Below are 19,299 nucleotides of genomic sequence, written 5' to 3' on the forward strand. Positions count from 1 at the left end.
GGTAGAACACCTCCTCCACCGAGACATTGGGCACCTCTTCGACGATCCCGGTGAGCCGGTCGCCGAGCTCGAGTTCCGCGATCCGCCGATGCAATCCGGCGCGCCGCTCCGCTGGGAGCTGCGCCCACACCCGGGGGTGGGGGGGGCGGGGGGGGCCCGGCCCGGCACCGGTGCTCGTCAGTCCACCGGGGCGACGCGGATCAGGTTGCCGTCGGGGTCGGCGACCACGAAGGTGCGGCCGAAGACCTCGTCGCAGGGCTTGGTGACGACCTCTACGCCCTTGTCGACCCACTTCCGGAAGTGGTTGTCGATCTCCTCGGGACCGCCGGGCAGGGCCAGGCAGAGCTCGCTCGTGCGCGGACCCGTGAAGGAGAAGCCCTCCTCCACACCGCTCCAGACGGCGAACTGGATGCCGCCGCCGAGATCGAAAGCGATGAAGCGCGGGGTTTCGAATACGGGCTTCATCTCGAACAGGTCGCCGTAGAAGCGGGCGGCGGCGGCAGCGTCGCGGACGTAGACGATGAACATGTTCGGAGTGGTCATGGGGGTGTTCTCCTCTTGCCGTTGTGGTGGACAAGACGAGATTGGCTGCCATACCTGACAGATTCCGGCAGGTTTTCGGAAGAATCTTGCGGTATGACGCCCGATCGCTTCTTCTCGCTGCTGATCGCCCTGCAGTCCCGGGAAACCGTCACCACCACCGATCTGGCCGCCGAACTGGGCATATCGGTGCGGACGGTGTTCCGGGACGTGCAATGGCTGCAAGACGCGGGGTTCCCGATATTGGTCCGGCGGGGGAGGTGGGGCGGGGTGACGCTGTTACCCGGCGGTGCGCTGGATCTCGCCCGGCTCACTCCGGCCGAGCGGGACCATCTCGCGCTGTCCGGTCTCGATGATGCGCAGCGTGATCAGCTGGGCGGTGGAGTCGACAGCCGGCGGGCCAGGAGCAAGGTGGCGCCCGGGCGGGTGCGGCCGGAGAATCTGCTGCCGGTGCATGCGGTGGTCACCACGGACAATCGGCCGTGGTTCGGACCGCCCGGTGCGGGAATCGGTCCCGCGGAGCTACTGGGTGACCTGCGCCGGGGTGTCCGGTTGCGGGTCGATTACCGCCGGTCGGACGAGACCGCGTCCACCTGGCAGATCGTCGACCCCTACGGTCTGCTGGCCAAGGGCGGCCGCTGGTATCTCGTTGCCGACCACGCGGCCCGGCCGCGTCTGTATTCGCTGGAACGGATCGCCGGCTGGCGCCCGTTGCGCGCGCCCCGGCGGCTGCGTCCCGGAACGACTCTGCAGGCGGTGGCCGCGGAACTGGCCACGAGCTGGGAGACCGCGGGAGCCCTCCGGATCGAGGGCGAACTGACCGCCGGCCAGCTGGAACGCGCGAAACGCATACTCGGCACTCGGTTGACGGTCCTGTCTCCGGAAGCGGGCGGCCGCGTGTGTATCGGGGTGGCGTGCCGGGTGGTCGAGGATGTGCGCCAGCTGCTGCAGTTCGCCGACGATTTCGTGGTGACCGGCCCGCCGGAGGCACGGGAACGAATCCGCGAGCTGGCAGGGGCGATGCTTCGGCAGTACCAGTGAGCGTCGGCCTCTGTGGTGCGGGTCATAGCGTTGTCACCGACGAGTTTCCGGCCGGAGTCCCGTCCTCTCTGTGCAAGCAACGTTGTTTGGAACAAGGAGACCGAATATGGCGGCACAGACGAAAGGCCCCGCGTCGTACTTCCCGTCCATCGAGGCGAAGTACGGCCGCAGTATCGACGAGTGGAAAGCCGTCCTGCGTGATTCCGGGTTGTCTTCGCACAAAGAGCTCGTCGAACTCCTGAAAACCGAACACGGCTTCGGTCACGGGCATGCCACCGCGCTCACCCAGCACCATCTGCATCCCGAGAAATGGGCCGCCTGACGGTTGTGGACAGCCGACCGGGTGGGCCGGCCGGAGCGCACGAGGGGTGCTGCGGATGAACCCGCATCTGCTCTCGGCCGCCCACCAGGGTCGGAGATGTCAGCGAATATTCGCCCATCGACCGCCGGGCCCGCACAGGCGGGTGCCTGGCCCTATGGGTACGGCGCTTCCGGCCCGGCCTTCTCGGTGTTCTCCTGCCGCAGCTCGTCGCGGCGCGCAGACACCGCTTCCAATTCCCCCACCCGCTTTCGGACTACCGACCTCACGAGGCCGCCCGCCTTCCGGTGCTTCGCGGCGCCTCCGGCCGGACACGTACGTCCGGCGAACTGCCCGTCTCGGCAGCGAAGCGGCGGCAATTGCGCTGCGGAAGCGAAATCCCGTCATGTGCCCGGATCCGGCCGTAGGCTTCGCCGTACCGGCACGATGGTGACGACAGACTACGGTCACGAAGGATTGGGGCGCACGACATGGCGATTCGGGATCGACTGGGGCTCACGGCGGCCGAGCCCGCGCCGATCTACGGTGAACCGTTCGAGACGGCCGACGGCGCGATAGTCGTCACCGTGGCCCGGCGCGGCGTGCTCAGCCCGGTGATGCGGCCCGCCGGTATTTTCGTCGTCAGCGACGGCGCCGCGACCTGGGTTCCCGCGGTGGATGTCGACCGGATCGCGCTCATGGGCGAGCTGATCGGCTTGAGTGCGGCCGTTATCGCGAGTCTGGCGATCCTGCGGCGCCCACCGTGGCCCGACCTCGGTCGCCGCCGCTGCGACTGACCGCGGTCCGTTCGAACAACGGAGATCAGCCGGGTTCACCGCGCCGCGCAGCATCCAGCAGCCGCACCGCCCGCGGGCCCACGCCGTGCAGCGCCAGTAGTTGCGCCGGGTTCTCCGGCAGATCGGCGAGCGTCCGGTATCCGGCGTCGATCAGCGCACCGGTCGCGGGGCGGCCGATCTTCACCCCGTCGAAGACGGGGCCACGGTCCTGCGCAGTGGTCATCACGCGAAACTACCCGGTCGTATGTGTGAAACCGGCTTCCTGTGCCGGAGGCGAATGTCGCGGGCCGTTGTCCACGAACCGGCGAGATGTGCGGTAGGTATTCGCGGTCCGGTCGGCCGATCGCGAGAGGAATCGGGCTGTTCGCTTTGCGGTATGTTCAGGCATCTTCGGTAGCGGGCAAGGCGCTGAGACAAGTCGACTCGAAATATCGCCAGGCCAGTTCCGGGGCGACCGGGTTCGCGCGGTCGGTGACCATGGTGAGCAGTCCGACGAGCGCCCAGGACAGTGTGGTGACAGTCAGATCGTCGGTGTGGATGCCGGGCTGCTCGGCGAGATGGTCCTGCAGGATGGCTGCGACACTGCTGCGGTATCCGTGCAGCGCCGTCACCGACGCCTTGGGCCCGATCAACGGCTCGTAGACCTGCGGATAGCGGGCGGCCAAGCCGATCATCACGCGGACCGGCGCCCAGCGGCCGCGGTCGAGGGAGCGGGCGATCTCCTGGCGCAGGTGCTCACCGCAGCTCACTACGAGGAGATCGTCTTTGTCCCGGTAGTGGGCGTAGAAGGTGGAGCGACCGACATCCGCCCTGGCGATCACATCGCTCACGCTGATGCGGTCGTACGCGCGCTCCATCATCAGCTCGATGAGAGCGCGGTGCAGAGTCTCCCGGGTGCGCCGGACCCTGCGGTCAGGGATGCTCATAGGTCTTCCTCGATGGACAGTTCCGCCGGACCTGTCCGGAAACGGACGGATCGGGCCTATCTGATTCTGGTCGACGGCGGCCGGGACGGCGACCATCGACCCATGACATCAGATCAGCGCACCCGCAGCCCGATGTTCGTCGACGCGCCCGATACGGGTCTGATCATCCAGGGCATGCGGCGATACAACCTGTTCACCACCGTATGGTTCCTCGGCCGGCATCGCCGGTTGCTCGCCGAACTGGCCCGAGGAAGTGGTGCCGGGCTGGGTGACGATGCCGTCGATATCGGGTGCGGGCCCGGGAAACTCGTCCGCGCGCTCGGCGAACAGGTCGGACCGCTGGGCAGCGTCGTCGGGATCGACCCCTCCGCCGCGGCCATCGACTACAACAACCGCCGCGACACCCGCCCCAACCACCGATACATCCAGGCCCCGGCACAGGATCTGCCGCTACCCGATGCCTCCGTCGACGTGGTGACGTGCACCTTCGTCATGCACCACATTCCCGAGGAACACCGGGAGGCGGCGATCGCCGAGATGTGGCGAGTTCTCCGTCCCGGTGGCCGGTTGCTGCTCGCCGATGCCCATCCGGGTCCGTGGCTTCGGTTCCTGTTCACGCGCGCGGCCCACGGGGACCACGATAAAGATCCCTTCGAGGCTATAGACATCCGGCGCTACGACCCCGCCCTGCGTAGTGTGGGCTGCGCGGATCCCAGCTATATGGTCAGTCCGTTCATGACAGGTATGTTGGTGGCGTTCAAGCCGAACTGAACCGCGCAGGGCCCGTGCTGTTTCGCCACTACGGCGCGATCTTCACCGCCACGCCGCGTGCAGGTGTAGCAGAGTATTGCGGGTGCTGCGTCCCGTTGCATTGGTTGCCTTGTCAGCTTCCGCGGTGTCGATCGTAGCTATTCCCAATACTGGGGAGTTCGGTGCTTGCCTCTGGGGTTAGCCTCCTGGGCAGGAGGTGCAATGTGCAGGTTTCGGGGTTTGGCGGTCGTCGAGTCGCACGAACGGGATCGGCTGAGCCGGGACTTGCGACCTTCCTATCGAGCATTGTGACGTGTCCTGTATCTGTGACTGGAGACAGTTGTGCCCAAACGGCATCCGAAGACAGTTTCGGCGCTGGAGAACAGTAAAGCGCTCAGGCACGCAGCCGAGGATATGTTCGAAAGGATCGAGCGGATACGCGCTCGCAGACCCTCCCCGAGCGGTCGTGTGATTCCGGAGGTGGACGGCTTGGGACGACTCACTGACTTGTACATCGCCCCGGGTACGATCGCTACCGCGGCGAGCTGCCAGAGTCTGGCGGACGACATCATGGCGGCTGTCAGAGAAAGTACAGCGGATGCCGTGCGGCAGCACAAGACGGAGATTCGACAAACCGTCTGGCCTGAAATGCCGGACGTGCCTACGATTTGGCGGCATCGATAGCTGTGGGTCCACATGACGCGCGGTCGGCGCCGGAGGGGGAGGACATGGGCGATTTCGGCTCGGATGAGCAGGTCGCTCCAAGTGTCCTCGCCTTCGAAGTGTTCAATCCGGAGTACTCTGTGGGTGTGGCCTGCGGGATCGCAGGAGATGTGGTCGGTATCCACCTCGGGCCAGAGATTCTGGAGGCGGATGATGCCTGGCTGGCTGCCGAGATCCTGCGAGTGGCGCGTCTGGCTCATGTGAAATCGCAGGTCGGGCGCCGGGCGATGATGTTGGAGCGCGGGATGTTGCCGCACGTCGCGGATGCCCGTGGTCTACCGACCGAGATCGAATTCCGCTATCTGGAGGCGGCCGAGTTCGGCGAAACTAGGTGACGACGTCGATCGACCACCCGATGGTCGTAGACGTATGCCCAGGTGTGGGGATAGGTGAGAATTGGTGGTGCTGTGAACTTCGGATCGAGGGAGAGCTTCGGGGCTATGGGCACCTATTTCAGGCAGGATCCGGACGATCTCCGCGGACGGGGCAATCGCCATCGCAGTGTTGTCGGGTCTTTCCTCGAACGCGCCGAAGGTGATCCGGATTGGGAGACCACCTTCCTGGATCGGGCAGGATACGGCGCCAGCCCCTACCTCGAATTGGCGCAGGCGAAGATCAAATCCCGCGGACAGGCATGGACGAATGTGTCGAACGGGCATCAGGGGGCCGGTGACGTCTCGCATACGGGCGCAACCGAGTTCGAGACAGCGGACACCGATGGGGCAGCGGGGGCGGATCGGGTGAGTGTCGATCCGCAGGATCGGTAATCGACCTGTTGTGGTGCGCGGTGTGCAGATCGCCCGAGTCCACCGGGCGCAGTGCCGGCATGCTGGTCCGGCGGATTCGATGAGGAACTCCCATGGGCGCTGACAATGGAATCCTCAACCCGGGTGACGACTTCAGCGAAGGGGAATGGGTCACCTCCAAAAACGGTGAATACCGTATGGGGATCCAGGATGGTGATCTGGTTGTCCAGCACACGGGTTCGGAAAATATCGTCTCGATCATTCCCGGAGGCAGCGACTCCAACGCTACGTGGTTCGAACTCGAGGACGACGGCCTCGAGCTGTACAACGATGACGATGACGAGATCTGGGTAAACAGACCCGACCATCAGGGTCACGAAGGTGACGCCGGTGAAGGAAAAGGCAAGACCGATGTTCAGGACAGCGAACATCCGGGATACGGGGACGCGAACCCTCAGCAGTTGCTACTGACTGATGATGGTCAGCTCATTCTCGTGTCGGAACCGGTGGACGAGGACACCTGGGACGGCTACTACAACCAGGGCAACTCCAATGTCATCTGGTATCGCGACACGCTTTCTACCGTCCAGGCGCGGACAGTCTTCGGAAAGGATGAGGAGCACGGATATTACTCCCCCCGATCCGCGGACGAAATCAATAGCAATAGCAACTACGAAGATTTTCCGCTCCGGATATGGACTCCTGACGGCGCATCGCCGGAATTGACGTCCTATATAGCCGGCGTCAACAGTGCGCTCAAGGGGTTGATGCTTTGCATAGGATCGGGAAATGTGCAGCTGCCGGGGTTTCTCGATGCTCTTCGGGAGGAGAAGGAGAACTTTCTGGATGACGAGTTCATCACGGCTTTGAACACGGCTGCGCGAGAAGCGGAAGGCGAGACCCAATACGGGGAAACCGAGCTCACAATGGAACTCGGGCACACCAAGAGGAACCTGTCGCATTTCGATCAAGAGTTCGCCGAGAACGTTCTCGATATCGATGAATTCAACAGCGATACCTACCGAGACATGTATCAGGCGATACTGGACGTCAACTCCGGGATTGTCGATTCGACGATCGGGAAGACATGGGACCCCACGGTCAGTACCACGCAGCCTGTGGAGGATCCGGATGACCCACTCGGAATCCAGAAGATATCCGAAGAAGCGCCGATGTATCACATCATCGCAAACGGTCATTCCAGATGCGAAGAGGCCGTTACTTCGTATGTTCAGTTCATAGAAGAAAAGGCCAGGGATGACGATGATTACAAGAGTCTGCTGGCCAAGGATGAACCCGAACCGGAACCGGAACCGGAACCCGAACCTGAGCCGGAGCCGGAGCCGGAGCCACAACCTGAGCCGGAGCCGGAGCCACAACCCGAGCCGGAGCCGGAACCTGAGGCCGCCGATGCCGACTTCGACGGCGCCGGTGATACGACAGGTGATGGTGATACAACAGCTGATGCCGATACCGATCCCGCCGCCGATCCCAGTGCTGAACTCGACGAGGTAGGTGAGCAGTTCTCGAATATCGTGGACGGTTCCACAGGTGCTCCGGAGGGTTCGGCCGCAGAGGATTTGCTCGGCGGCGGTGAGGAGGACAAGCCTTCGAGCCTCGAGGACCGGGTGATGGAGTACATCAACGGCGATACCGGGAATCCCGCCGGCGGCGTGACTCCGGCGGTGCAGCAGACCCCGCAACCGCAGGCCTCGCCGGATATGTCTTCGCTTGCGATGATGCCCCTGCTGTCCAGCTTGACCGGGCCGGGTGGCCCGCTCGGTGGCGGCGAGAAGGGCGGGGAGAAGGACAAAGACGACGACGAGCCGCGCGGCCGCGAGGAGAATCGGCAGGTTCCCGGCCCGCCGCAGCAGTCTCCGGGCGTTGCCGTTGCCACCGATCCGGGCGCTGCCACTGCGCAGCAGGTGGTTACCGCGTCGCCTGATGCCGGTCCACCGCCGGTTGTCAGCACGCCCGGTGCCACCACGCCGTGGACACCGCCGGGCGGTGTTCCCGGCAAGGACGACATTCCGGTGCCGCAGGCTGTCGGCGATGCGCTCACCCGGCAGGTGGGCAATCCGGCCCTGGACGCCGGTACTGCCTACGCCGGTACACCGGGGGAACAGACCGTCGAGAAGCCCTGGCAGGTGGTCGATGTGTCCGCGCTGCGTACGGGCGATGTGATCACGTGGGAGAACCACAGCGCGGTCATCGTCGACAACGGTAGTGGCCCGCATTATCTGGAGAACGGGCAGTTGGTGCCGCTGAATCAGAGCAATCTGGACAATCCTCAGTACGGCAAGTTCCAGAATTACTTCCACCCGACCGGTCTGGATTCCGCCGGTGCCACGAATATGCAGGTTCCCGAAGCGCCCACGGAGTTGCCGGAGCCGAAGATCACCGCGTCCCAGCCGCCTGAGCCGCCACCTGTCCAGGGGCCCGAGGAGGCGTAGACCGTTGCCGGTCACCGTTGGAGTATGTGGACGCGGTGACCGGCGTGTACGCGGCGGGAATGCTACTCTCCGCTGAGATCGCCGGAGGGAGGCAGCCATCACCGCATTGTGGATCGTCGTGTTGATCGTGGTACTCGTTTTGGCGGGTATCGTGGCGTACCTGCTCATACAGCGCCGGAGCGCGCCGGCTGCGCCGTCCGGGCCGGTGGACCCCTTCGCCGACAAGGACTCCGATGCCCTGCGCGGTGACCCGCGGGCGCTGAAGGCCGGCGATATCGTCGATATCTTCGGCGAGACCTACACCGTGCGCGGTTCACTGCGGTTGAAGGAGGGCGGCTACCAGTGGAGTGAGCATCTGCTGGACAACGCCAAGGGCCTCCGCAAATGGCTGTCGGTGGAAGAGGATCCCGAACTCGAGCTGGTGCTGTGGACGGAGACACCGGGTATCCCGGCGCCCGGCGGTGACGAGCTCGAACACGACGGGAAACGGTTCCGGCTGGACGAGTCGGGTACCGCCCGCTACATCGGTGAAGCGACCACCGGGCTGACCCCGTCCGGAACAGTTGCCTATCACGATTACCTCGCCGAGGACGGAACCCGCCTGTCGTTCGAGGATTTCGGGGATTCGGGGAAGAAGGAAGCGGCAATCGGGCAGGTCCTCTACCGCAGTGCGATTATGATCTATCCGCAGTCGCCGTCTTGAGTAGCTGCATTACCGGACGGGCTGGGTACCAGACGGGGGAAGGTTTTCTGTGAGTCGTAAGTCCTGGGTGATCGCTGCTGTCTGCGCGATCCTCTCTATCGCGCTGTCCGGATGCGGTTCCGACGATGACGACGGTCCGGGGGCGCGGTCCTATATCGGGTCGCACTACACGCGCGCCGCGAAACTGGACGAAGCCAACAACGGGATGGCCTACACCGCGAACAAACAGCCGGGGGCGGTGGCCGACGAGATCACCAAGGCGGCGCGGCCGCTGGACCGGCGTTCGAGCGGGCCGATGACCTTCCTGCAATACCGCGACGACATCATCGCGATATCCCCGAACGGAACCGGAGCGAAGGTGCTGGTCGACGACTACCGCAACGGTCACCGTCGCCACCACACCTATGTCAGCGCCTTCGGCTGGCCCAGTGACAACAGCAGCTTCCGCGGCGGCGGTTCCGGCGAAGGAAAATAGCGCGCCGCCCGTCCTACCGACCCTTTTCCAGGAGGAAACAATGCTCCAAGACCTGCCCGCGGACGCCGGTGCCGCGGCCGCCTACTCCGGCCTCGGGATCGTGCTGATGGTGCTCGGGTTCGTCCTGGTGGATGTGCTCACGCCCGGTAACCTGCGCCACCAGATCTGGATCGAACGCAATCGCAACGCCGCCCTGCTGGTCGCCGCCAACATGCTCGGTGTCGGCATCATCGTCGCCACCGCGATCTGGACTTCGGACGGGGCGATCGGGCAGGCACTGGTCTCGAGTGCCGTCTACGGGATCATCGGCCTGGTCGCGATGGGCCTGGCATTCCTGCTGCTGGAATTCGCCACCCCCGGTGAGTTCCGGGGTGTGGTGAACGAACACGAACTGCATCCCGGGGTGTGGGTGAGCGCCGCGGTGCATATCGCGGTCGCCGCCGTGGTCGCCTCCGCACTGACGTAAAGGTGTCGGCGAGCACGCTGACGGCCGAACAGCCGCCGGTGGAACCCGGCGGCGCGGCAGCGACCGAATCCGCGGCGGCGCAGCAGCCCGGGGTTCCGGGGCGCTTCGCCCGGATCGCCCTGCTCCTCACTGTTTTCGTCTGCGCGGCCTGCGGTCTGGTGTACGAACTGTCCCTGGTGACGCTGGGGAGTTATCTGATCGGTGATACCGCCACGCAGGCTTCGATCACGCTCAGCGTGATGGTGTGCGCGATGGGCGTGGGCGCGCTGGCCGCGAAACCGCTGCGGCATCTCGCGGCACCGGCGTTCCTGGCCGTCGAGATCGCGCTGGCGCTGGTCGGCGGGTTGTCGGTGCTGGGCCTGTATGCCGCCTACGCTTGGCTCAACCTCTATACCGCTGCGCTGGTGCTGGCCTCGTGTGTGATCGGTGCCCTGGTGGGGGCCGAGATCCCGTTGCTGATGGAACTGCTGCAGCGTATCCGCAAACAGGAGGCGGGCAGCGCGGTCGCCGATCTGTTCGCGGCCGACTATGTGGGGGCGCTGCTGGGTGGTCTGGCGTTCCCGTTCCTGCTGCTACCGGTGTTCGGGCAGATCCGCGGCAGTCTCATCGTGGGTGTGGTGAACGCGCTGGCCGGTTTGGCGCTGGTGTTCATCTGGTTCCGGGCGGACCTGTCGCATCTGGTCAAAGCCACTTTCGGAATGGTTACGCTGCTCGTCGCGGGCGTTCTGATCGGCAGCTATCTCTACGCCGACCGATTCGAAGCGACCGCCCAGCAGGCATTGTTCGCGGCGCCGATCGTTTGGCAGCATCAGACCGAGTACCAGAAGATCGTGCTCACCGAATCGGCCTCACCGTTCGGTACTCGCGATACCCGGTTGTTCCTCAACGGCGACCTGCAGTTCTCTTCGGTCGACGAGTACCGCTACCACGAGGCCATGGTGCATCCCGCGCTCGCCGGAAACAGGGAGAACGTACTGGTCATCGGGGGCGGTGACGGACTCGCCCTGCGCGAGATCCTGAAGTACCCGGACGTCCGCACCGTCACGCTGGTCGAACTGGATCCGGTGATGATCGACCTCGCCCGCACCGACCGCCGGCTCACCGAACTCAATCGGAACTCCTTCGCCGACCCCCGCGTCCGGACGGTCACCGCCGACGCGTTCACCTGGCTGCGCACCGCCCATGCGGACTACGACGCGGTGATCGTCGACCTGCCCGACCCCGATCAGACCTCCGTCGCCAAGCTCTACTCCACCGAGTTCTACGCAATGGCCGCCCAGGTGCTGGCCCCGGAAGCCACCATGGTGGTGCAGGCGGGCTCACCGTTCTTCGCCCCACATTCCTACTGGTGTATAGCGGCGACCGTTCGTACCTCCGGGCTGACCGTGCTGCCCTACCACGTGGATGTGCCGAGCTTCGGCGACTGGGGTTTCCTGCTCGCCACCCGCGACCCGGAACCCGAACTGCGCCTCGACCCACCGGCCCCGCTACGTTCGATCGACGGGACGAGTCTGCAGGCGGCGACGGTCTTCGCGCCGGACCGCCGGGATACCGGGGAACAGCCGTCGACCTTGATGCATCCGGTGATCTTGGATCTGGCGCGCAAGGAATGGGTGTAGGGCTGAGTTCAGCGGCCGGACCCGTCAGCGCGCACGCTCGCGGAACCAGAGGTTTGCCGCCCACTTCTCGCCGCGCACTACGGGCATGCCGCCGTGCAAGCTTCGCTCATGGACGCGATTCGTGCCGGCGTGGCAGTTGTGGAACAGGACCATTCTGCCGGGAGCTGCCCCGACCTCGATACCGATCTCGGGGAAGCTCGTGGCTCCGCCGGACTCCACCTCGCACAGGTAGAGAAGTGCGGTGACCAGGCGCTGGCCGCCGCGGGCCAGGCAGCGCTCGGCCTTGCTCGTGCCGGCCCGCCACGCGTCGTAGTGAGGGCGGTACTGCTGGCCGGGTCCGTAGTGCAAGACCTGGAACGATTCTGCGTTGGACAAGGGAATCGTGACGATATCGCTGACACGTGTGGCAAGCCGCCGTGTCAGCTCGTTGTGGTTGTGGGGTATCCAGCAATTGCTGCCGGAGCGGCCCGCGCTGACGTAGCCACCCGTATCCCCGCTGACTTCAGCGCGTTTCAGGATCTCACGGCCACGCTCGATGAGCGCAGTCATTTCGTCCGGGGTTGCGATGTTCTCGAAAAGCCATATGTCGGGGTCGGTGTGCAGCGACGTCCCGTCACTGTAATTGCGACGGAGCGTCGCCAGGTTCACGTCTCGGGCCGGATCGGGTCGATCTGAGTCCTGCCGAGTCGGGTGCACTGTTGTACCCGGGGTCTGGAGTTCGCCGGTTGGTATTTCCGTGGAGTCGTTCACATCATCCATCGAGGAAGAGCTGGTCGGGCGGCTCCCAAGCCAGGACAGGCGCCAGGCCCCGTAGCGCCGGGCCTGTGGGAGTCATTCGCATAATCGTATTACGTAGCAGGACCATCGGCATCCAGGACAACTGCAATGCAATGCCCATCCGCCGCGATAACCGCTGCAACGGCTCGACCCGGGCGCGCCGGGCCTGATCGTATTCGGCCAAGGCGGAAGGGATATCGCGGTAGCGATCGAACAGCGCCGCGGCGGTGATTGCATCCTCGATGGCCAGATTCGCTCCTTGACCGAGGTTGGGTGTCATAGCGTGGGCGGCGTCTCCGAGGAGGGCGATGGGCCCGTGAACATAGCTGTCGAGCCGCGGCAGCTCGTAGATATCGTGCCGGAGCAGCGTCGCCGGATCGGTGGAGGCGAGCAGATCCGGGATCGGATCGTGCCAGTGGGCGAAACGGCGGCGGAGTTCGGTGAGTTCGCCGCCCGGACTCTCGGTTCCCGCGGGCAGGGTGGCGGAGCCGTAGAAGTACACCCGGCCGTCCCGCAGCGGGGCGATACCGAAACGGTCCCCGCGCCCGATGGTTTCGCCGCCGGACGATACGGGATTGCGGGGCCGGACGATCGACCGCCAGGCGGTGTAGCCCGCATACGCCGGTGGCGCGGCATCGGGCCAGTGCAGCGCCCGGACAGTGCTGTTGATGCCGTCGGCCCCGAGTACGAGATCCGCCTCGGCGGTACCGAGGCTGTGCCGGACACGGACGCCGCCACGGGTGATATCCACGGTGTCCACCGCCGCGCCCAGCCGGAGCGGTTCGTCCCCGAGCGCGCCGCGCAGGATATCGAACAGATCGGTCCGGTGGATCATCACCAGATCGCCGTAACGGTCACGGACTCCGGAGACATCGGTTCGTGCCAGCCACCGGCCGGACGGGTCGCGCATTCCCGCTTCGGTGGCCGAAAGTGACTGTTCCCGGACGGCCGGCCCGACACCGATCGTATCGAGACCGCGTAAACCGTTGGGCCACAAGCTCAAACCGGAACCGGCCGGACCGACCTCGGCGGCTCGTTCGAGAACCTCGACCTGCCAGCCGCGCTGCCGCAACGCGACGGCCGCGGTGAGCCCCGCGATACCCGCCCCGACGACGACGGCCCGCCGTTGCCGCCCGCTCGGTTCACCGATCATCCTTACCTCCCGTATCGGGCACCGTTGCCCGTCCAGCCTCGATTATGTCGCGGGCACGGCGGCCGAGCGCCATGAAGGCGGTGGTGTGGCCGGATCGCCATGCCGGCGACGCCCATTGCGACCGGACGGGGCCGCTCGATGGGGCACCGGGTTCGCTCGTGGCGTCCCGGATCACGGGCGTCGCTGGTCAGCCGACGGCGTTCGGGGGCGGAGTGGCGGTGTTTCCGCTGGTGTATGAGGTCGATGAGGGTCCCGCGGCGGTTCCCTCGGTGGACGAGGTGGTAGCGGTGCCGTTCGTGGTTTCGGTGGTGGACGGGGAAGCGGCGGTTTCCGTTGTGGGGGAGTTGCGATGCCATCGGTGGGGCCGACGGCGGACGAGGTCGCGATGGTGCTCCCGGTGGCGTCGGCGCCGGTCTCTCCCGCTACTTCCTCGCCGCCTTCTTCGGTCGTGGTCACCGTGGTTTCCGGAGTCGTCGTCTCCGGCGTGGTCGTTTCCGGAGTTGTCGTTTCGGATTCGGTGGGTTCGCTGGAGGTGGTGGTCACCGGTGGTGGCGACGTCGTAGTTACCGGTGGTGGTGGCGGGGGCTCACTGGGTTGCGGTTCGGGCTCGGTCCACACCGGCGGCGGGGCCGGTTCCACGACCGGTCCGCCTGGTGCCGCCGAGGTGATCGGCACCGATTCCGTGACCGAAACCGGTGGAGCGGGAGCGGGGGCGGGGGCGGGTGGCGGTTCCGGGGGAATCGACCGGGGTGCGGAGGGAACAGGCTCGCGTACGGTCGAACTCACTGCCGGGGGAGCCGTTGCGGGTGTTTCGGTGACAAGTGTGCTGTTGTCCTGGGTGAGGGCAAGCGCCGATGTTCCGGCGATGGCGAGTGCCAGCACGGACATCACGACAATTGCCCGCCACGGCGGCCGCGGTGTCGGAGCGGGGTTCGGGGGCGTATCCGGAGCGAGGCCGGACACCGCGTACGGAGCTGGGTCCGGCGTAGTCGCCGGAGCCGGGTTCTCGGCGGCGATCGGAGTCGGGTCCGGAGCGGTAGACGGCGTGGCGGGTTGCGGAATCGGTCGGCTCGGAGCCATCGAATCCTGTGTCTCCGGATCCGGCACCGGTGGTGCGGCAGCGGGAACCGGTGACGGTTCGGTCCGGGGTTCCCACAGCGCGGCGCGGGCCGCGGCGGCCAGCTCGCCTGCCGTTTCATAGCGGTCGGCGGGATCCTTGGCCATCCCCTTGGCGATGACGGCGTCGAACGCCTGCGGCAACCCATCCGTGGACGGCAGCGGCGGTTCGTCGTTGAGGTGCGCGGCGATCTGGCGTTGCATGCTCTCGCCGCGATAGGGTTTCGCGCCCACGAGGCATTCGTAGAGAACACAGGCCAGCGAGTACACGTCCGAGGCGGTGCCGGATTCGTCGTCGGCGAGCCGTTCCGGGGCCATATAGGCGAAGGTGCCGATCACGGCGCCCGTGGTGGTGACGGTGGTGTCCTCGTCGCTGCGCGCGATCCCGAAGTCGATCAGATACGCGAAACCTTTCGGAGTGACCAGGATATTGGACGGTTTCACATCCCGGTGCACGAGTCCTTCGGCGTGCGCCGCATCCAGCGCCGCGGCGATCTGAGCAACCACCTCGACCGCTTCGCCGGCTTCCAGCCGATCCCGTTCCGCGAGCAGTTCCGCCAGATTGGGTGCCTGCACCAGCCGCATATCGAGGAACAGGCGGCCGTCGATCTCGCCGAAATCGTGGATCGGCACGATATGCGGTTCCGCCAACCGTGCCGCGACCTGGGCTTCCCGCTGGAAGCGTTTGCGGTACACCGCGTCGTGGGCGAATTCGGGCGCGAGGACTTTCACCGCCACCAGCCGGTCGGTTCCGGTGTCGTAGGCGCGGTGTACTTCCCCCATTGCTCCGGCCCCGAGTAGATCGAGCAGCCGATAGCGGCCGAACGGTGTTCCTTCCACGAGCAACGGATACCACATCCTGTGACCGTTCACAGCACCCCAGATACTCGGGGTTGGTCCGTGAAATCCGACGAAATAGCTGGTTATTCGATGTTTTTCGGTTGTTCCGGGGGTTCGTCGCCGGTACTGGATCCGATCGGTGGATCGGCGAATACGCGGGCGGCCGAGCCTGCCAGCCGGGCCGCCGCCGCGGCACCGACCCGCAGTGCGAAACGGCCGGCATCGGGATCGAGCGCGATGAGTCCGTAGTCGCAGTCGACCTCGTCCTCGGTGAGGTCCAGCGCCCGCAGTGCGTCGGCCAGCACCGAACCCGGTGGCAGATCGACGGTGAGCAGCGGCACCAGACCAGGTTACGCCCGGACGGCCGCCTTCTGGAGTTCCGCGAGCAAGGCGCGGGGTTCGGCGATCCCGTACCCGTGATCGTGATCGAAACCCGCACCACCCCGGTCGGCCGCGGTGCTGTGCAGCAGTTCACGCAGGCGGGCCGGTGGGATCTGCGTGGCCGGCCATTTCGTCCGGAAGGCCGCGATCACCCCGGCCAGCACCGGGCAGGCCGCCGAGGTGCCGGTATCGGGCACATCCGCACCGAACGCGGTGGAACCGAGGAAATGGGTGTAGGAGCAGATATCGGGTTTGCGGTCGGCCAGCCGACCGGGCCCCTGCGACGAATACCCCACCCGCTGACCATCGGTATCGACACCGGCCACCGACAGGACATTCGGATGTGAATTGGCGCCGGTGATGGGCCGCTCGGGATAGGCGCACCGTCCGTCCGGACAGTCCCGTCCGCAGTTGCCTGCGGCGAAAAGGATATCGGCGCCCGCCGCATCCAGTGATCCGACGATGACATTGAACGGGTGGTCGGGATTGTCGGAATAGTTGCCCGGATCGCCGACCGGGAAATCCCATTGCGGTGAGTACGCACCCCAGCTGTTGTTGACCACCAGCGCGCGGCGGTCCTCGGGCTGCTGGGTGAGCACGGTGCGCAGATGCGCGAAGGCGGCCAGGGCATCGGAGAGCAGACCGTCCATCTCACTGCCGCCGGTACGGGAACTCCGTAGCAGCGCGATATCGAGGAAGGTCGAGCGCGGGGCTGCGATGAGCGCGTCGAAGGCGCACATGGTGCCGTGACCGACCTCGAATTCCCCGGCTTTCCCCTCGACCCCCGCGGGATTCCAGCTCCGTGCCGCATCGATGGTGATCGCACCGCCGGCCGCACGGATCTTCGCCGCGTTGATCCCGGTATCGAGAACGGCCACCGTGACGCCCTCACCGGTCAGTCCGGCGGCGTCGAGTTCCGCGCGGCCCAGCAGCTCTGCCACTTTCTTCCAGTCGCCCACTGCTGCGTCGTCACCGCAGGTGAGCACCGGTTCGATCACGGGGTCGGCGAAGATCCCGGTCACTCCCGCGGCGCCTGCCAGCGCATCCCGGGCGGCCCGATCGCCGTCGGGAATCTCCCCGCGCACCAGGAAGGATTCGGTGCCCTGTTGCGATGTATCGCTCACCTGCCGGGCTCCCGGTGGCAGCGGCACCGGGGCAAAACCGGAGTCGAGGGTGAATCCGGGTAGTTCGCCGGTGAGCCCGGTGGCGGAAACGCGGGACGCCGAACCGGTTGCAGCGGAAAGCTGTTCGGGAGAAGGCCGGAGCTCGATCACGACTCGCATACCCGCCATCCTGCCCCGGATCGGAGAACCCGGCAATCGCTGCGCGAATCCGCCGCGTCGACGATTGCGGTGTCCGCGGCTGGTCGGACGATGTCGAGGTCGGCAACACAGTGAATTCCGATGTCTTCAACGAGGATCCGATGTTTCTTCCCGGGTCGCCGGTGCCGGACGACGGGACGTCACCCAGATAAGAGGCAGAGGAGCGGCATGGTGGAGACGACGGCCGACGGTCGGCGAGGGGCGCGGTTACTCGGGACGATCTGTCTTGCCGGGTTCCTGCTGGTGGGCAGTTCCGGGTGCAGCTACCTCCGCGGTGATCGGGTCGAGGTGGTCGGCGACGACTCCGCAATGGACGAGGCGTTCGACCGGGTTCGAGATTCGCGGCAGCCGGCCCGGCTCGGCGATGTGGTCGATCAGGCGAATCTGCCCTTCGGCGCCTGGGATCGCATGTACCGATTCCCGGCATCGAAAGACGGTGAGGAGATCAACTCCCTGCTGGGTGCCGATGTCCGGTGGGTCGGTCTACCGGGTGGATCCGACGGGTACGTGCAGGTGTTCATGCACGAAGGTACCGTCGCCTATGCGTTCGTCGATCATGTCCCATCGTCCGGAGTCGGCAGCAATCGATACGCCACACCCGACTCGACGGTGACGCCGGTAGAGCTTCAGCGAAAAAAGGCCACCGCCCCCGAAATGGAGACCTACTGGGCGCTGGAGGTCGAAGAGACAGGCTGATCGGAGGTTGTCGCGGCTCAACAAATCTCGGATCTCGGAGATCGGCCGCCGGCGAGGGGGTACGAACGACAGCGGTGCCGGCAACCTGCCCATGCTGCCACAGGACGTGGAAGGTGAAGATCTCGAGATCGACGTCGATTCCCTGCCCGGATCGCCGTCACCGGGCGACAGCGCGCTCGGGCGGGCGGGGCATCAGTGGTCCTTTCCGGCGGGATGATCGCAGCAGTTACCGGCGTCTGCACCGTCGGCGCCGACGGTGAGCATGGTCGGTGTGGGGCAGCAGGTGTCGCCCTTCCAGGCGTTGAGACCTTCTCGCACAGCGATCGCGGCGATGACCAGGGCGGCGATCGGGTCCGCCCGAGACCACCCGAACAGGCTGTTGAGCACTAGGCCCACCAGCAGGACCGCCGAGAGATAGGTGCACAGTAGGGTCTGTTTGGAATCGGCGACCGCCGAAGCGGATCCGAGTTCACGCCCGGCCCGGCGCTGCGCGGCCGAAAGCACCGGCATGATCACCAGACTCGCCGCGGCCAACCCGATGCCGATCGCGGAGTGCTGTGCTTCGCCGAGGCCGGAGAGTGCCCGGATCGAGTCGACGGTGACGTAGAGGGCGAGGGCGAAAAAGGAAACCGCGATTATCCGCAATGTGGCCTTCTCCCGTGCCTCCGGGTCGCGGCCGGCGAACTGCCATGCCACCGCCGCCGCCGAGGACACCTCGATCACCGAATCCAGACCGAACCCGATCAACGCGGTGGAGGAGACCCGGGCGCCTTCGGTGAGCGCGATGATCGCCTCGATGACGTTGTAGGTGATGGTTGCGGTGACGAACCAGCGGATCCGCCGCGACAGCACCACCTTCCGGCCGTGGCCGGGACCGGCGATCGGCGCGGACAGTGGGGCGGGCATGCCGAGCGGCGCCGACATCAGCAGCACCCCTCGGTCTCGGCGTCCGGGCAGCAGGCCGGATCGACCGCCAGCACCAAACCCAGCAGGTCACCCAGTGCCGCGGCGATCCGGGCATCGGCGAGTTCATAACGGCTGCGCCGGCCCTCCGGTACCGCGACCACGAGTCCGCAGCCGCGTAGGCAGGCGAGGTGATTGGACAGGATCTGCCGGCTCACCCCGATCTGCTCGGCCAGATCCGACGGATACCCCGGGGCCTGGCGCAGGCTCAGCAGGATCCGGGTGCGAGTCGGGTCGGACAGGGCGTGGCCGAACCGGGCCAACGCGTCGGTGTGGACTGCGGTCTCCATGACCCAGATGGTACATCGGAATCTGTATTCAGAAAGCGATGAACCTTCAAGATCCATGACAGGGTGGATCCACCCCGTCTGCGATGTTCGTAAACCGATGCGTTCTTGGACGCGGAAGGTGGGGAAAAAAACAGTTGTTGGGGGATTTGGACCAATGGTTGAGAGCAAATACCCCCAATATAGTGAAAGGGGCCCGGGGGGGGTTTGGGACCCCCCCGCGGGGG

At 65.9% G+C, this 19,299-nt stretch carries 23 protein-coding genes; 13 read left to right on the top strand and 10 right to left on the bottom strand.

All coding sequences use genetic code 11. The features are described 5' to 3' along the window. Nucleotides 1-177: 177 nt before the first annotated feature. Nucleotides 178-543 carry a VOC family protein gene (locus QH195_RS26610; RefSeq protein ID WP_280437418.1) on the bottom strand — a complete coding sequence of 122 codons (366 nt, stop codon included), beginning with the start codon at nt 541-543 and terminating at the stop codon, nt 178-180. A gap of 93 nt (nt 544-636) precedes the next feature. On the opposite strand from QH195_RS26610, the gene QH195_RS26615 reads away from it, so the two are divergent. The 3 genes from QH195_RS26615 (at nt 637) to QH195_RS26625 (ending at nt 2,676) form a co-directional block, all read left to right on the top strand. Next, nucleotides 637-1,581 (top strand): helix-turn-helix transcriptional regulator, encoded by a 945-nt coding sequence (locus tag QH195_RS26615; protein WP_280422356.1) that lies wholly within the window; start codon nt 637-639, stop codon nt 1,579-1,581. 106 nt (nt 1,582-1,687) lie between these two features. Next, nucleotides 1,688-1,903, top strand: coding sequence for a DUF4287 domain-containing protein (locus QH195_RS26620; RefSeq protein ID WP_280437419.1), 216 nt, complete (start codon nt 1,688-1,690; stop codon nt 1,901-1,903). A 467-nt stretch (nt 1,904-2,370) separates the two neighbouring features. Beyond that, complete coding sequence (locus QH195_RS26625) at nt 2,371-2,676, top strand: hypothetical protein (RefSeq protein ID WP_280422358.1); 306 nt, start codon at nt 2,371-2,373, stop codon at nt 2,674-2,676. A 25-nt stretch (nt 2,677-2,701) separates the two neighbouring features. On the opposite strand, the gene QH195_RS26630 is transcribed toward QH195_RS26625, so the two are convergent. Then, on the bottom strand, nt 2,702-2,899 hold the full coding sequence (locus tag QH195_RS26630; protein ID WP_280422359.1) for a helix-hairpin-helix domain-containing protein: 198 nt from the start codon (nt 2,897-2,899) through the stop codon (nt 2,702-2,704). Between the two features lie 157 nt (nt 2,900-3,056). Continuing rightward, nucleotides 3,057-3,602, bottom strand: coding sequence for a TetR/AcrR family transcriptional regulator (locus QH195_RS26635; protein WP_280437420.1), 546 nt, complete (start codon nt 3,600-3,602; stop codon nt 3,057-3,059). Between the two features lie 102 nt (nt 3,603-3,704). Between QH195_RS26635 and QH195_RS26640 the strand changes: the two genes are divergently transcribed. The 9 genes from QH195_RS26640 to QH195_RS26680 all read left to right on the top strand — a co-directional run bounded on the left by QH195_RS26640 (nt 3,705) and on the right by QH195_RS26680 (nt 11,537). After that, complete coding sequence (locus QH195_RS26640) at nt 3,705-4,373, top strand: class I SAM-dependent methyltransferase (RefSeq protein ID WP_280437421.1); 669 nt, start codon at nt 3,705-3,707, stop codon at nt 4,371-4,373. 321 nt (nt 4,374-4,694) lie between these two features. Beyond that, nucleotides 4,695-5,036 carry a YbaB/EbfC family nucleoid-associated protein gene (locus QH195_RS26645; RefSeq protein ID WP_280437422.1) on the top strand — a complete coding sequence of 114 codons (342 nt, stop codon included), beginning with the start codon at nt 4,695-4,697 and terminating at the stop codon, nt 5,034-5,036. Between the two features lie 44 nt (nt 5,037-5,080). After that, a complete protein-coding gene (locus QH195_RS26650; RefSeq protein ID WP_280437423.1) occupies nt 5,081-5,410 on the top strand; it encodes a hypothetical protein in 330 nt (109 codons plus the stop codon). A 105-nt stretch (nt 5,411-5,515) separates the two neighbouring features. Further along, nucleotides 5,516-5,842, top strand: a complete 327-nt coding sequence (locus QH195_RS26655; protein WP_280437424.1) for a hypothetical protein — start codon at nt 5,516-5,518, stop codon at nt 5,840-5,842. A gap of 92 nt (nt 5,843-5,934) precedes the next feature. Continuing rightward, nucleotides 5,935-8,274, top strand: a complete 2,340-nt coding sequence (locus QH195_RS26660) for a hypothetical protein (protein WP_280437425.1) — start codon at nt 5,935-5,937, stop codon at nt 8,272-8,274. Nucleotides 8,275-8,392: 118 nt separating this feature from the next. After that, a complete protein-coding gene (locus tag QH195_RS26665; protein ID WP_280437426.1) occupies nt 8,393-8,977 on the top strand; it encodes a DUF4178 domain-containing protein in 585 nt (194 codons plus the stop codon). A 49-nt stretch (nt 8,978-9,026) separates the two neighbouring features. After that, complete coding sequence (locus QH195_RS26670) at nt 9,027-9,452, top strand: DUF4247 domain-containing protein (RefSeq protein WP_280437427.1); 426 nt, start codon at nt 9,027-9,029, stop codon at nt 9,450-9,452. Between the two features lie 40 nt (nt 9,453-9,492). Continuing rightward, nucleotides 9,493-9,918, top strand: a complete 426-nt coding sequence (locus tag QH195_RS26675) for a DUF350 domain-containing protein (protein WP_280422368.1) — start codon at nt 9,493-9,495, stop codon at nt 9,916-9,918. A gap of 38 nt (nt 9,919-9,956) precedes the next feature. After that, a complete protein-coding gene (locus tag QH195_RS26680; protein WP_432278498.1) occupies nt 9,957-11,537 on the top strand; it encodes a polyamine aminopropyltransferase in 1,581 nt (526 codons plus the stop codon). A 24-nt stretch (nt 11,538-11,561) separates the two neighbouring features. Here QH195_RS26680 and QH195_RS26685 read toward each other — a convergent pair whose 3' ends face one another. The 5 genes from QH195_RS26685 to QH195_RS26705 all read right to left on the bottom strand — a co-directional run bounded on the left by QH195_RS26685 (nt 11,562) and on the right by QH195_RS26705 (nt 17,087). Further along, on the bottom strand, nt 11,562-12,185 hold the full coding sequence (locus QH195_RS26685; protein WP_280437429.1) for a prolyl hydroxylase family protein: 624 nt from the start codon (nt 12,183-12,185) through the stop codon (nt 11,562-11,564). A 103-nt stretch (nt 12,186-12,288) separates the two neighbouring features. Continuing rightward, complete coding sequence (locus tag QH195_RS26690; RefSeq protein WP_280437430.1) at nt 12,289-13,467, bottom strand: FAD-dependent oxidoreductase; 1,179 nt, start codon at nt 13,465-13,467, stop codon at nt 12,289-12,291. Nucleotides 13,468-13,638: 171 nt separating this feature from the next. After that, nucleotides 13,639-15,441, bottom strand: a complete 1,803-nt coding sequence (locus tag QH195_RS26695; protein ID WP_280437431.1) for a serine/threonine-protein kinase — start codon at nt 15,439-15,441, stop codon at nt 13,639-13,641. Between the two features lie 65 nt (nt 15,442-15,506). After that, nucleotides 15,507-15,764, bottom strand: coding sequence for a hypothetical protein (locus QH195_RS26700; protein ID WP_280437432.1), 258 nt, complete (start codon nt 15,762-15,764; stop codon nt 15,507-15,509). 9 nt (nt 15,765-15,773) lie between these two features. Then, nucleotides 15,774-17,087 (bottom strand): S8 family peptidase, encoded by a 1,314-nt coding sequence (locus tag QH195_RS26705; protein ID WP_280437433.1) that lies wholly within the window; start codon nt 17,085-17,087, stop codon nt 15,774-15,776. 207 nt (nt 17,088-17,294) lie between these two features. Here QH195_RS26705 and QH195_RS26710 point away from each other — a divergent pair, with 207 nt between their 5' ends. Continuing rightward, nucleotides 17,295-17,822: a hypothetical protein gene (locus QH195_RS26710; protein ID WP_280437434.1), complete on the top strand. Its 528-nt coding sequence runs from the start codon at nt 17,295-17,297 to the stop codon at nt 17,820-17,822. 192 nt (nt 17,823-18,014) lie between these two features. On the opposite strand, the gene QH195_RS26715 is transcribed toward QH195_RS26710, so the two are convergent. Both QH195_RS26715 and QH195_RS26720 read right to left on the bottom strand, forming a co-directional pair. After that, complete coding sequence (locus tag QH195_RS26715; protein WP_432278857.1) at nt 18,015-18,746, bottom strand: cation transporter; 732 nt, start codon at nt 18,744-18,746, stop codon at nt 18,015-18,017. Then, the gene (locus tag QH195_RS26720; protein ID WP_280437435.1) at nt 18,746-19,075 is read right to left on the bottom strand and encodes an ArsR/SmtB family transcription factor; all 330 of its coding nucleotides are present in this window, start codon (nt 19,073-19,075) and stop codon (nt 18,746-18,748) included. The genes QH195_RS26715 and QH195_RS26720 overlap by 1 nt, the downstream gene beginning before the upstream one ends. Between the last annotated feature and the right edge of the window lie 224 nt (nt 19,076-19,299).

Origin of the sequence: Nocardia carnea (genome assembly GCF_029868855.1) — a bacterium.
Lineage (GTDB): Bacteria > Actinomycetota > Actinomycetes > Mycobacteriales > Mycobacteriaceae > Nocardia > Nocardia carnea_A.